At 60.1% G+C, this 11231-nt stretch carries 10 protein-coding genes; 3 read left to right on the top strand and 7 right to left on the bottom strand.

Annotated features, from left to right (window positions below; all coding sequences use genetic code 11):
- Window positions 1-926: 926 nt before the first annotated feature.
- From qcrB to ctaE, 4 genes are read right to left on the bottom strand one after another with little or no spacing between them, the layout of a single operon-like run.
- Window positions 927-2552, bottom strand: coding sequence for a cytochrome bc1 complex cytochrome b subunit (qcrB, locus tag ACE03M_RS05935; RefSeq protein ID WP_143921631.1), 1626 nt, complete (start codon window positions 2550-2552; stop codon window positions 927-929).
- Complete coding sequence (gene qcrA, locus ACE03M_RS05940; protein WP_485933139.1) at window positions 2549-3592, bottom strand: cytochrome bc1 complex Rieske iron-sulfur subunit; 1044 nt, start codon at window positions 3590-3592, stop codon at window positions 2549-2551. Before qcrA ends, qcrB begins: the two co-directional genes overlap by 4 nt.
- 49 nt (window positions 3593-3641) lie before the next feature.
- Window positions 3642-4427 (bottom strand): cytochrome bc1 complex diheme cytochrome c subunit, encoded by a 786-nt coding sequence (qcrC, locus tag ACE03M_RS05945; protein WP_143921633.1) that lies wholly within the window; start codon window positions 4425-4427, stop codon window positions 3642-3644.
- A gap of 57 nt (window positions 4428-4484) precedes the next feature.
- Window positions 4485-5123, bottom strand: a complete 639-nt coding sequence (ctaE, locus tag ACE03M_RS05950) for an aa3-type cytochrome oxidase subunit III (protein ID WP_472924386.1) — start codon at window positions 5121-5123, stop codon at window positions 4485-4487.
- 216 nt (window positions 5124-5339) lie between these two features.
- Between ctaE and trpD the strand changes: the two genes are divergently transcribed.
- Window positions 5340-6461, top strand: coding sequence for an anthranilate phosphoribosyltransferase (gene trpD, locus ACE03M_RS05955; protein ID WP_485933141.1), 1122 nt, complete (start codon window positions 5340-5342; stop codon window positions 6459-6461).
- Here trpD and ACE03M_RS05960 read toward each other — a convergent pair.
- Genes ACE03M_RS05960 through ACE03M_RS05970 form a run of 3 tightly spaced genes read right to left on the bottom strand, consistent with a single transcriptional unit; the run spans window position 6429 to window position 9477 of the window.
- Entirely contained in the window at window positions 6429-8174 is a 1746-nt protein-coding gene (locus tag ACE03M_RS05960) for a DEDD exonuclease domain-containing protein (protein WP_485933142.1), read from the bottom strand. The genes trpD and ACE03M_RS05960 overlap by 33 nt on opposite strands.
- Before the next feature lie 59 nt (window positions 8175-8233).
- Entirely contained in the window at window positions 8234-8656 is a 423-nt protein-coding gene (locus ACE03M_RS05965; protein ID WP_485933143.1) for a hypothetical protein, read from the bottom strand.
- Window positions 8657-8685: 29 nt separating this feature from the next.
- Window positions 8686-9477, bottom strand: a complete 792-nt coding sequence (locus ACE03M_RS05970; protein ID WP_143921637.1) for an alpha/beta hydrolase — start codon at window positions 9475-9477, stop codon at window positions 8686-8688.
- An 86-nt stretch (window positions 9478-9563) separates the two neighbouring features.
- Between ACE03M_RS05970 and ACE03M_RS05975 the strand changes: the two genes are divergently transcribed.
- Together ACE03M_RS05975 and ACE03M_RS05980 are read left to right on the top strand one after the other, a co-directional pair.
- Entirely contained in the window at window positions 9564-10343 is a 780-nt protein-coding gene (locus ACE03M_RS05975; protein ID WP_143921638.1) for a lysophospholipid acyltransferase family protein, read from the top strand.
- A gap of 239 nt (window positions 10344-10582) precedes the next feature.
- Window positions 10583-11164, top strand: coding sequence for a MerR family transcriptional regulator (locus tag ACE03M_RS05980; RefSeq protein WP_143921639.1), 582 nt, complete (start codon window positions 10583-10585; stop codon window positions 11162-11164).
- Window positions 11165-11231: the final 67 nt, after the last annotated feature.

Here is an 11231-nt window from a genome sequence, read left to right on the forward strand (position 1 = left end):
GTCCGGGCCATCGCCGTATTCACCTACAGTCTCATTGAACAGCGCCAGTGGATCGGACACCACGCCGGCGAGTTTCTCCGTGGCAATGGACTGCCAGGCGATTTGGCCAGACCGTTGTCACCGCGGCAACCAGGAAGATCTGCAGAGCCCCGCGATGACCGACCGGACGAGGAACGCAGTAGTCACCGACTCCCCTCGACCAGCCTTCGCTGCTGCTGCGTGATGACCCGGAAGATGACGAGTTGGTGGACCATCCATCACCCGGGAGATTCCGCGAAAGCCGCGCTGCTCGACTTCATAGGCCAACAGGCGCCCGACTCGGCGACAAGAATGTCGTGCAAGAGTCTGAAGAGTCCGACCCAGTTGCCTTCGGTGTCTGACAGTGCGTCCCGGTCGACGAACTCTGCTTGATATCTTCAGCCCTCTCCTTCGGTTCATCGGTCTACGCGACCTCCGACGCCGGCGGCGCGTTGGCAGGACCCCCACGTTGCTCCAACGACCGCCACAGCCCCAAACTGTGCTGATCCCGGGTGCACCGTAGTATTCCACATAGTGTTCCTCACTGCTGATCGCCGAATCCGAGATGAACTTCACCATGTAGTCCGATCGGACAGGCAGGGGAGTAGGTGCAAGCGGACGCCACGAGGTCTCCGTTGCTGAAGCTGATTGAACCTACGGTGCCGAATGTCGGACCTTCCGTCGTCGAGCGCAGTTCGGATGGGACACACGATCACCACCTCGGTGATGGTGAAGGTTACAGCACGCACGGTCGACCGTCGCGCACGGAATGACGACAGCACAAACACTCAGTTCGGGTGCTCATCGGCCCACGATGACGGTATGACGGAGGGGCCCAACAGTTGATGTTGGGCCCCTCCGTCACCCCCTCGACTCGTCGGAATCACGTCATCTGAACTCTGACTCGATCAGTGACCGATCTGGTTGTGAGTGTTCGATTCAACCGAATCGTGGTCGTGGTGCGATGCTTCGAGCTCCTGCTTCGTCACTGGCGCAACGCGGTCCTCGAAGAAGAACTTGGAAAGCTTCGCACGGAACTTCTCGAGTCCGGTGATCTTACCGTCCGCATTCGGCTCCGCGGGCGTATGCGTGGGCGACTCGAACGCTGTCAGCTTCCACAGCTTATGCGGAGGCAGAGCTTCGTGACGCTCAAGGAACTCACCGTGGGGGAGACGGATGATATTGGCCGTCTCACGTCCATGCAGTGCGATCTCACGATCCTTGCGCTGCAGACCGATGCACATCCGCTTCGTGATCATGTAGCCGATGATCGGTCCGAGGAAGAACACGATTCGGAATATGTAGATCATGTCGTTGAGTGACATCTGGAAGAACACGGCAATGATGTCACCCGAGGCTGCAGCCCACATGTTGCAGTAGAAGATGATGCCTGCAACACCGATGGCGGTACGCGTGGGGTTGTTGCGCGGACGATCGAGGATGTGGTGTTCGCGCTTGTCCTTGAGCAGCCAGGATTCGAAGAACGGATAGATGAACATCGCTCCGAACACGCCGCCCATGACAATGACTGCGCTGTTGATATTCAGCGAGATCGGCCATCCGGCGATGTAGAACTCGAGCCAGCCTGGAACGATGCGCAGGAATCCGTCTGCCCAACCGATGTACCAGTCGGGTTGTGTACCTGCAGACACTGGTGAGGGGTCATAGGGCCCGTAGTTCCAGATCGGGTTGATCGTGAAGAGTGCTGAGATCAGTGCCACCAAGCCGAAGATGAGGAAGAAGAAGCCTCCGCCCTTGGCTGCGAATGTCGGCAGAACAGGCTCGCCCACCACGTTCTTCTCGGTGTTGCCGGCACCTGGGTACTGCGTGTGCTTGTGTACGACGACGAACACCAGGTGGATGCCGATCAGTGCTATCAGCAACGCGGGAACGATCATGATGTGGAGGGAATAGAGCCTGGCGACGATGTCGGTGCCCGGGAACTCTCCGCCGAAGATGAAGAAGGAGAGATACGTTCCGACCAGGGGCAGTGACTTGACGATCCCGTCAATGATTCGCAGACCGTTGCCCGAGAGCAGATCATCGGGCAGTGAGTAGCCGGTGAAACCTGCCGCCATACCCATGATGACCAGAAGAACACCGACGATCCAGTTGAGCTCGCGGGGGCGACGGAAAGCGCCGGTGAAGAAGACACGCAGCATATGGATGCTCAGTGCTGCGACGAACAGCAGCGCACCCCAGTGGTGCATCTGACGGATGAACAGGCCACCGCGGATCTCGAATGAGATCGCCAGAGTCGAGTTGTAAGCCTCTGAGATCTCGACGCCGCGCAGCGGCGCCCAAGGACCTTCATAGTGCATCTCACCCATTGCAGGGGTGAAGAAGAAGGTCAGGAACGTTCCGGAGAGAATAACGATGACGAAGCTGTAGAGAGCGACCTCACCGAGCATGAATGACCAGTGGGAAGGAAAGATCTTGCGTCCGAACTCGCGGACGAGGACTGAAGCCCCGACTCGAGTCTCGGCGAAGTTCGCGGCCTTCCCGATGGTGGTTGTGGGTTGTGTAGTACTCATGGGTGATTGATCTCCCAGAACGTAGGTCCGACGGGCTCAGGGAAGTCCGACTGTGCGACCAGATAGCCTTCGCTGTCGACCGAGATGGGCAGCTGCGGCAGTGGACGTTTGGCCGGGCCGAAGATGACCTTGCAGTGTTCGGTCACATCGAAGGTCGACTGGTGGCACGGGCAGAGCAGGTGGTGTGTCTGGTGCTCATACAGTGCGACGGGGCAACCGACATGGGTGCAGATCTTGGAATAGGCGACGATGCCGTCGTGTGACCAGTCCTTGCGATCCGGATCCTCTTTGAGTTCCTTGGGATCGATGCGCATCAGCAGAACGGCGGCCTTTGCCTTCTCCTCCAACGGGTGTTCGGCGTTCTCTTCATCGCCGATGCCCGATGGCAACACGTGGTAGGCCGAACCGATGGTGACGTCATCTGCCTTGATCGGGCGTTCGGATTCCACTGATGGAATGCCGCCCGGGTCCTGGATCAGGCGAATGCCCTTGCCCCAGAGAGTGTGGAACAGCTTGTCCTCGGGCAGAGGGCCCAGGTCACGGAATACGAGGACTGCAGGCAGGGGAGCGATGGCCAGTGCCGCAATCAATGTGTTGCGCAGAAGAGGACGTCGGGCGATTCCCGACTCTTCCTTCGCCTGGTGCAGGATCTCTAGGGCGACTGCCTGGTCCTCTTCACTGCCACCGATGTCGTGACGCTCATCGATTCCCTCGTGATCGCTCATGAGGTTCTTCGCCCACAGAACGGCGCCGACACCGATGGAGAACATCGCTACCGCGGCACCAAGGCCGATGGAGGTGTTGTGGAGTCGAATGCTCTGCATAGTCTCGCCGGGAGAGAACAGGAAGTAGGCGACTATGAACCAGATGGTTCCGACCATCGACAGCACGAACCACAACGCCACCTGGCGTTCGGCGACCTTCGCGGCCTTCGGATCTCCGTCAGCAAGCCGAGGCTTGTGTTCCGGCAGCCCCGGGTTCGTGAACCCATTCAACTCCTCGAGCTGGCTGCCGCCGCCGAAGTGGTCTTTCGAGGTCATTGAATTCCCCGTCTTTTCTCGTGGTGATTACTGAACGACATTGACTGACTCACTTTGCCCTGGATGACAGCCATACTGTCAGTCCGATGACTGCGCTGAGGCCGAAGAACCAGATGAAGAGGCCTTCAGCCACTGGTCCCAGGGATCCCAGCTTGAAACCACCGGGCGAGGGAGTATCCGAAACCTCTTTGACATAGGCGATCACGTCGCGCTTGTCATCGGGAGTCAGGTTCGCGTCGTTGAAGATTGGCATATTCTGCGGACCGGTCTGCATCGCTTCGTACAGGTGCTTCTCGGAGACATCCGCCAGGTTCGGTGCGTATTTGCCTCGGGTCAGAGCACCGCCGGCGCCGACCACGTTGTGGCACATGGCGCAGTTGGTGCGGAAGAGACTACCGCCTGCAGCAGGATCACCCTTGGACGCATCGAGGTTCTCGTCCTCGGGGACGGCTGGGCCAGGGCCCAGCGAAGCGACATAGGCGGCCAGCTGAGCTGTCTGCTCTTCGTCGAACTGAGGTTCCTTGGCACGTGCCTGCGGCCCATTGGACTGCAACGGCATGCGCCCGGTTCCGACCTGGAAGTCAACTGCTGCTGCACCGACTCCGATGAGACCCGGCCCGGCCTTCGAGCCCTCGCCGTTGAGTCCGTGGCATGTTGCACAGTTCGCAGCGAAGAGCTTCTTGCCTTCGTCGACATCTGATGCGCTGGCAGTATCTGCCTTGGCGCTCGAGGTCTGAGTGAAGAGGGCGTAGGCTCCGCCAGTCATCAGCAGGCCCACCAAGAGCAGCACAACCAGTGCCATTGGATGCCTGCGGCGATCTGCTAAAAGCTTCACGTGATCGTCCTTTGCTTTGAATGTTGTAAGTCCGAATGGCCGAGCATCTCGAGCCGACTACTGGAGCAGGTAGATGACTCCGAAGAGACCCACCCATACGACGTCGACGAAGTGCCAGTAGTAGGACACGCAGATCGCGAATGTGGCCTCGTGATGACCGAACTTCTTGGCTCCATATGCTCGTCCGATCACAAGCAGGAAGCAGATGAGTCCGATGGTCACGTGAATACCGTGGAACCCGGTGGTCAGGTAGAAGACGGAACCATAGCCATCACTGTTGATGGCGATGCCCTCGCTGACCAGCGTGGCGTATTCCATCACCTGGCCGGCGACGAAGACCGCGCCAAGGAGGAAGGTGAGGTAGAACCACTCGACCATTCCCCATTTGGCGATGTTGAACAGAGAACCCGTCCGGCGGGGACGGAACTTCTCCGCTGCGAAGACGCCCAGCTGGCAGGTGAATGAAGACGACACCAAAATGAGCGTGTTGCCGAGCGCATATGGAATGTCGAGGACCTCGGTCTGGGTCTCCCATAATTCCGGCACGACGGATCGAATGGTGAAGTACATGGCGAAGAGCGCGGCAAAGAACATCAGGTCGCTCGCGAGGAACACGATGAAGCCCACCGTGGTCACATTCGGACGATTGACAACCGGATGTGCTGGCGCTGTTTGAGATGCAGTGGCAGTTGACACAACCCCATTATTACTCGTCTCGGGGTGAGTTTTCATCTTTTACCCAGCTTTCGGTGAATATTTTTCTACACGGTGTAGCGAAAACCTTGATTTGGTGCCGGAATCTCGTATTCGGAGCGTCCGGCCCCCGCGTGTCGAAGACAGGATAGGATTCCGCAGGTAAGTTCCATCTCGTAGTCAGAGGTGGTGTAAGACCCTAAAGGAGAGTTCATTCGGATGACGGAGACACCGCGTACGACAAGCCCGGAAACACAGGATTCCGGGCTCCGAACCACACCTCAGGGCGCCACCTACAGCTGGCCCGATCTCCTCATGACGCTTATGCACCAGCAGGATCTCGACGAGGCCGCCGCCGCGTGGGCAATGGACCAGATCATGTCGGGACAGACGCCCGATGTGACAATGGCCGCATTTCTCGTGGCACACCATACAAAGGGCGAGACCGTTGCCGAGATAGCCGGTCTGGTCGCGGCGATGATGGACCACGCCGTGCCGCTGCCGGGTCTCGAGGATTCTGTCGATATCGTCGGTACCGGCGGCGATCGGGCGAAGACTGCCAACATCTCCTCAACGGCGGCGATGATCATCTCCGCGAGCGGACAGCGCGTCGTCAAGCATGGCAACCGCGCGACGTCATCAGCCTCCGGCTCTGCCGATGTGCTCGAAGCTCTCGGTGTCCGCTTCGACATCACCCCAGAACAGACAGGCATCATCGCGAAGGAAGTCGGCCTGGCATTCTGCTTCGCCAATGTCTTCCACCCGTCGATGCAGTTCGTGGCGGCAGTGCGTCGTCAGATCAGCGTCCCGACCGCGTTCAACATCCTCGGACCGCTGACGAACCCGGCCCGTGCCCGGCACGCCGCGATCGGTGTTGCTGATGCTCAGATGGCGCCTTTGGTCGTCGGTACCTTGGCCAAGCGCGGTCACCAGGCAGTCGTGTTCCGTTCGAGAGACGGGTTGGACGAACTGAGCAACACCGACGTCAACGATGTGTGGGAGATTCGGCACGGCGAGGTCGAACACATGACCTTCGATGCCCTTGACCTGGGGTTTGAACGTGTCACAAAGAACGATCTGCGTGGCGGCGGGCCCGAACAGAACGCTGAGATCACCCGATCGGTGCTCAACGGAGAGAAGTCAGCAGTACGCGACATCGTGCTCATCAATACAGCAGCGGCACTCGTTGCAGCCGATGAGTCTGCTGTGGGCACCCTGACCGAGCGGTTGGCGGCGAAGGTGACTATTGCACAGGAAACGGTAGACGCCGGCCTCGGTGCGCAGAAGCTCGACCAGCTCATCGCAGTCTCACACAGGGTCGCCGAGGCGAACCGTTCCTGATTCCTGCGCGTGGAAGTTGGCCCCGGTGCGGGGGAGCGACCAAGCTCCCCGCATCGAGGTCAGCGTCGCTGACTGCAGCCATTGGGACAAGAGCCTTGTCTCTTCCGCCAGCGAGTCGGATGCTGTTGGAAGCTTCCCTGGCGCAGGAACCCATTCCGCGCTCGCGCGAATGGCAACGAAGGCCTCGTCGATTCCCCGCGAGCCACGGGAATGTGCAGCGGCGGCCAGCTTCCCATGCCGGATGACTGCGAGATCGAATCCTCCTTCGGGCCCAGGTGAGTACGCAAGGATCTCAGGGATATCTCGCAGGGCACGAACGGACTCGGCACGTGCGGCGTTTGCCAGTCCCGAGCGCATGGAATCGCGCACCTCGGCGGCTGTCTCATACCTGGCTTCGGTGGCCAATCTCGACATTCTCTGCGTGCACAGATCACGCAGCGTTGAGTAGTCACCGTCCATAACCGCGACCAGATCGCTGATGTCAGCCAGGTACTCCTGCCTGTCGATCACGCCGGCGCAGGGACCTCCGCACTGACCGACCTGAGAACTCACACACGGGCGGTGCGATCCGAGATTGGCGGAGGTGATCTTCGCCGTGCATCGTTTGACGGGATAGAGGGTGTCGAGAAGCTCCTTCACCGCCTGGGCCGTCTTGCGCGACCGGAACGGGCCCATGGGCGTTGCGGGCGACTTCTCCAATGCGATATTCGAACGGACGACTGACAACCTCGGATAAGCCTCATCGCTGAGAACGATCCAGGAATTGCGTTCGGGGTTCTTCGACCGACGGTTATACGGCGGGGCGAGTTCTCCGATCAGGCGAATCTCCCTGACCTCGGCCTCGAGCGCGTGCGCGCACGGCAGGCAGCTGACCTCCTGAGCTGCTGTGATCATCTCAGCCATCCGACCGCGGTTCTCCGAAGCGTTGAAATAGCCCCGGACTCGGCGCGCCATATTGCCGGATTTGCCGATGTAGAGGACTCGTCGAGTTCCATCCAGGAACATGTAGACGCCAGGCTCGGCCGGAACCCCTTTGGCCAGATGAGATTTGGCTTGGCGCTTCGCCCAACCGGCCTGGCGCACCGTGGCCAGCTCTTCGAGAGTTGTGATGCCATAGCCGCCGAATCGCTCCAGCACCCGGTGCAGCAGCTCTCCGGTGGCCTTTGCATCGGAGAGTGCTCGGTGATCGGGGGATACCTCGGTTCCGAAATGAGCGGCGAGAGTCGACAGTTTGTGATTGCGGACCTCATCGCGACTCACTACTCGCCGAGACAGGGTGACGGTGTCGAGGACAGTCGGCTGAGGCCAGTGATAGTCGAGCTTTTCACACGCGGAGCGGAGGAAGCCGATGTCGAAGGGAGCATTGTGCGCAACCAGGACGGCGCCGACGGAGAACTCCAGAAAGCTCGGCAGCACAGAGCGAATCGAGGGAGCATCATCGACCATGGCGTGTGTGATGCCGGTCAGTCGCGCCACGAACGGGCTGATCACCGATTCCTCGGGCTTGACCAGAGATTGAAACTCTCCGAGCACCTCGCCGCCGCGCATTTTGACCGCACCGATCTCCGTGATCTCCGATTTTCCGGCAGTTGTGCCGGTTGTCTCAAGGTCGACTATCACGAAAGTGACCTCGTGGAGCGGAGTGCCAAGACTGTCGAACGACAACTGAGAGGAGGCGGTTGCTGACGGCGCTCGGTCGAATGGGGTGGACATGCGCCCCAGTCTTTCACTCGCCCCTGACACAGGAGAAGGCCCGACGTTCTCCCGCGGCATCAGACTGAGGCGCCGTTGTCCTCGTCGGGCGAACGGTTAGTCGGGAGATGAAAGAACAGGCCGACTGCTCCACCGAGGCCGACTGCAATGCCGATCAACAGAAACCAGCCGGGCAGTGGGCGGAAGAAGATCGCACCGAGGACCAACAGCAGGACAGCGCCGAACGTCGCGACCACAGAGAGCATCAGAGTCGGGGAGGCGGTGCGCCAGCCGATGGGTTCCGCTGGCCCGGGCTCCCAGCCCTCTTCCTCTTCGAGTCTCTCCCTGACCTCTTCAACAGGCATATCACCCATCATGGCGCTGGGCTCTGCTATCTGGTTGACGAGATCCTCCCAGTGACTGTCACTGATGCGCGAAGAATCACCGAGCCGCTCTGACTCGGGAACCTCATCACGCCAGTTCTCGTTCTTCTCGTCGTCCATGTCCTCTATCAGCAATCTTCTTGGTGTCTCTATTCCCCGGTTACGGGGTTCCCTGCCGGGAAACGATCGGCGGATGTCGCCTTGTCCAGAATCGCCTCGGCGATGATGTCCGCATCATTGTCCAAGGTGGCTACGTGCTGGGATCGACGCAGAGATAGGATCGTCGGTCGCTGGGGCAGACGCGATCGCAAGGTTCGCAGGGTCCGCGGCCCGACCACTCCGTCGCGGCCGGAGACGAAGAGGGTGACTGGGCATTCGATCCGCCAGAGGTCCTCGCGAAGAGCTCTCTGTGCCGAAGCGAACGAGGCGATAGCCGCGACGGGGGTGCGATCGTAAGCATATTCGCAGCGATCCGGATGTGCGATGTCGCCGGCGATCGCCGGCACAGAGGTGACCACGTGCTTGAGGACGGGCAGAAACGGCGTCAGCGGGGAATCGATGTGAAGGGCAGGATTGATCAGAACGAGCTCGTCAGGAGGGGAATCCCCGGCGCCCAGTGCCAATGCCAGGGCACCGCCCATTGACAGACCGGCCACCACCACCCGGGAGTGAGTTCGAGACAGTGCCTGAAGCTCCGCCTTCGCTGCGTCGAGCCATTCGGACCAGGGCGTGGAATTGAGGTCCTGCCACCGAGTGCCGTGGCCCGGAAGCAACGGCACGCTGACGCTGATTCCATGATGGCCCAAGCTCCGGGCGATGGGGAACCACGCGGCCGGAGAACCGGTGATCCCATGGAGAAACAGCACCGCAGACTCAGAGTCCGGGACAATCTGCCGGTAAGGTGCAGTCGGCACCGATTGAGGTGTGTAGTCGATCTCCATAGGTTCAGCATGGCATGAATGTGCGTTGATGGTGTCGATATATGATGTCCGAGGACGACAAAGAGTCGTGACAGGGAAGGGTGCTCGTGTTCTACTGGTTTCTCAAGCGAGTCGTGGCCGGACCCATTCTGCGGATCCTCTTCCGTCCCTGGGTGCGCGGGTTGGACAATCTCCCGTCTGATGGACCTGCGATCATCGCAGGAAACCACAATCACTTCATGGATTCGATCTTCGTCCCTCTCCTAGCACCCCGGCCTGTCGTCTATCTGGCGAAGAAGGACTATTTCACCGGTCGCGGCCTCAAGGGCGCGGTCACCCGGTGGTTCTTCAAACTCAACAACCAGCTGCCGATGGATCGAGCCGGGGGCTCTGGTTCTCAGGCCTCACTGGAATCCGGGCTCAAGGTTCTGAGAGAGGGGAACTCTCTGGGCATCTATCCGGAGGGCACCCGTTCACCGGACGGCAAGCTCTACCGCGGCCGCACGGGCGTCGCCCGCCTGGTCCTCGAATCAGGCGCCCCGGTGATTCCCGTCGCTATCATCGGCACCGACAAGATTCAGCCTCCTGGACGCCTGATCCCGAAGTTCCGACGCGTCGGAATAGTCTTCGGTTCCTCCATGGATTTCTCGAAGTATGAGGGCCTTCCCCACGACAGGTTCCTGTTGCGATCCGTCACCGACGAGATCATGTACGAGATCATGCGGCTCTCCGGCCAGGAGTACGTTGACAAGTACGCGTCGACCGTCAAAACGAAGCTCCTGACCAGCGCCAAACCCAAGAAGGCCGAGGATCAAAAGTCCGAGGGTGACAGGCCGCAGGGATCCACTGGCGCCAAGGACGACCAAGCGCAGCCCGAGACCGAGTGAGCGGGCTCCCAGAGCGGCACAGAACAGTCCATCTGTGTGTGAATCACGTGTTCGAATACTGCGATAACGGCGACACGCAGAAATTGTTACCTTGAGGTGTTTGTCCTGGAAGGCCCGGGAGAATAGCTTGGAGATGTTGAATCCCACTGTAGGTTCGCTGAGAAGAGAGCTAGAATAGTTATGTTCTCTGCTCTTCAAAGCGACCTCGCTTCCCCCAGGGACTATAAGGAGGAGTCGGTGTGAACCGCTCAAGTCATGAAAGCGTCGAGCCGACGCCAATACCACCAGCCGCCCAAGGACTGTTGTTCGACGACGATCTGCCAGTCCTCGATGAAGAGGCCGGCTACCGCGGTCCGACTGTGTGCAAAGTCGTCGGCATCAGCTACCGCCGGCTCGACTATTGGGCGCGCACCGACCTGGTGACCCCGTCGATCCGCAACGCCACGGGATCGGGCAGCCAGCGGCTCTACAGCTTCCGTGACATCCTCGTCCTCAAGATCGTCAAGCGGCTTCTCGACACCGGCGTCGGACTGCAGTCGATCCGTACTGCGGTCGACCACCTGCGTTCGCGCGGTGTTCGGGACCTCTCCCAGATCACTCTGATGTCCGATGGTGCCAGCGTCTTCGAATGCACCTCACCCGACGAGGTCGTTGATCTTCTGCAGGGCGGACAGGGCGTCTTCGGCATTGCCGTCGGGCGTGTCTGGAATGAAGTTGAAGGCAGCCTCTCCGAACTGCCGAGCGAGCGTCTTCCCGAAGATGATTCCGCAGTCGTCGAAATGGATGAGCTCGCACAGCGAAGAGCACAGAAGCTCGGCTGAGCAGCTTGTCGCCCGGATACCGGGCAGTCCCTGACCGGGACACTATGGGGGATTGATGAGTGTGGGG

Source organism: Brevibacterium sp. AGC70, from assembly GCF_057334195.1.